The following is a 1,739-nucleotide window of genomic DNA, read 5'->3' as shown; positions in this document are numbered from 1 at the left end:
GTGCCGTCAATGACCAGAGGGGAGTACAGGTACGACTTCGGGGACACGGCCGGGCTGACGCCGATGCTGAAGATGCACACGCTCGGGCACGACTTCGTCCCGCCCCCCATACACGCCGGGGGCCTCAGGTACCACGGGGTGGCGCCCTCGCTAAGCATACTCGTAAACCACAAGCTGGTGGAGCCCGTGGCGTACGGGCAGAGGGAGGTGTTCGAGGCCGGCGTCCTGTTCGCGAGGTTGCAGGGGATAGTGCCCGCCCCGGAGAGCGCCCACGCCGTGAAGGCCGTGATAGACATAGCGAGGAGGTACAGGGGGTCCTGCGAGAGGCCCGTCATAGTCTTCAACCTCAGCGGGCACGGGCTACTCGACCTGAAGGGGTACGAGGAGTACCTCTACAACGCCCTGCCGGACACGTAACTTTTATTTTTTCGGGAGTAGGAAAAACAACATGGGTAGGCTCTTGATCAAGAAGTGGAGGGTCTACACCCTCGAGCGGGGCTCGGCTGGTTCGAGGTCTTCCTCTGGGTCGTCGCCAACCCCGTAGCCTCGGGCTTCACCTTCTTCACAGTCCAGATGCTGGGTACGCCCGGGCTCTACGGGGGCTCGAACCTACTGGCCTACCTCCTCGCGGGCCTGGTCTACGTCCCGGTGGTCCTCGCCTTCGTGTACGTCGCGCTTAACGTCCAGAGGGTTGCCGCGCCCTACGTGCTGATATCCAGGGCCGTCTCTCCTGTTGTGGCCTTCATTGCGATCTGGTACTACATGACCGCCAGCGGTAGTCTGCTCTCTCGGCTTCCTCGTATACTACGGGTTAAAGGCGCTGGCGGGGAACGTCCTCTTGGCTGGGCTCGCCTCCGGCGACCAGCTCCTAGTGGACCTGGGCGTGGTGTTAAACCAGCCTTTGACGGAGCTCTACCTGGGCGTACTAGTGGTAGCGGCACTATTCATCCTCGCGAGCGTGGGGACTAGGCGGTTGAAGTGGGTCCTAGCCCCAGTAGTGGTAACGCCGCTGTTCATCACGCTGGCGTACACGGTGGCCCTGTACCTCGCAGACCCTAGCACTATATACGAGAACTGGGTTAGAGCCACCGGTTTAAACCCCTATGCTATTCGAGGACGTCGCATTGAAGGGGGCTGTCAGGGGGGTGACACCTCTAACCCCGGCTCCTCTCGCGGCCGCCACCGGTGGTATAATGGTCGCCGCTCTCTGGGCTTACGCGAGGCTGGAGTCGGCCAGCTTCGTAGCCGGCGAGGTCAAAGACCCGGTGAAGTCGTACACGTGGGGCTACCTGCTCGGCTTCCTGACAGTCTTCGCTCTCTACCTCCTAGTCCCCTTCGTCGTCGAGGCCAAGCTAGGGGTAAGCCTCGTCGCGTCGTACTCCTACCTCTACTACACATACCGCGGAGTCTTGAAGAGCCTCAGCGGGAGGCCCCTGGTACCCCCGTCGATCTTCGTATACCTGTCCCTCTTCACCAGCGACAAGTACTTGATACCTCTGCTGGACTAGCGGCCTTCATGTGGTTCCTCAACACTGCCCACACAACCTGGCTAGCGGCAATAAGGATATTGTACGCACTCGCGGTCGACAAAATGGCGCCCCCGTCGCTGGCAAGGGTGACGGGTGTCAGAGGCGTGCCTATTGTAGCTAACAACGTTGTCTTCTCGTTCGGGGTAATAGGACTCCTGCTTGGCTACTTGACCGTGAACGGCCTGATACCGGTCGCGTCTCTTCTGAAGC

At 60.9% G+C, this 1,739-nt stretch carries 2 protein-coding genes and 2 pseudogenes; all 4 read left to right on the top strand.

All coding sequences use genetic code 11. The features are described 5' to 3' along the window. Positions 1–417 (top strand): annotated as a pseudogene (locus tag ACP5VX_RS07215) (TrpB-like pyridoxal phosphate-dependent enzyme); the annotation flags it as partial. A gap of 54 nt (positions 418–471) precedes the next feature. Beyond that, positions 472–969 (top strand): hypothetical protein, encoded by a 498-nt coding sequence (locus tag ACP5VX_RS07210; RefSeq protein WP_428725201.1) that lies wholly within the window; start codon positions 472–474, stop codon positions 967–969. A 134-nt stretch (positions 970–1,103) separates the two neighbouring features. Next, complete coding sequence (locus ACP5VX_RS07205) at positions 1,104–1,508, top strand: hypothetical protein (protein WP_428725200.1); 405 nt, start codon at positions 1,104–1,106, stop codon at positions 1,506–1,508. Between the two features lie 8 nt (positions 1,509–1,516). Next, a pseudogene (locus ACP5VX_RS07200) lies at positions 1,517–1,739 on the top strand (hypothetical protein); the annotation flags it as partial.

Source organism: Thermogladius sp. (assembly GCF_049970955.1).
Lineage (GTDB): Archaea > Thermoproteota > Thermoprotei_A > Sulfolobales > Desulfurococcaceae > Thermogladius.
This window is presented reverse-complemented; position numbering and strand designations above follow the sequence as displayed.

Bases quoted from the DNA above. Each gene is read 5' to 3' on its own strand.
- ACP5VX_RS07205 (WP_428725200.1), top strand. From the start codon at position 1,104: ATGCTATTCGAGGACGTCGCATTGAAGGGGGCTGTCAGGGGGGTGACA.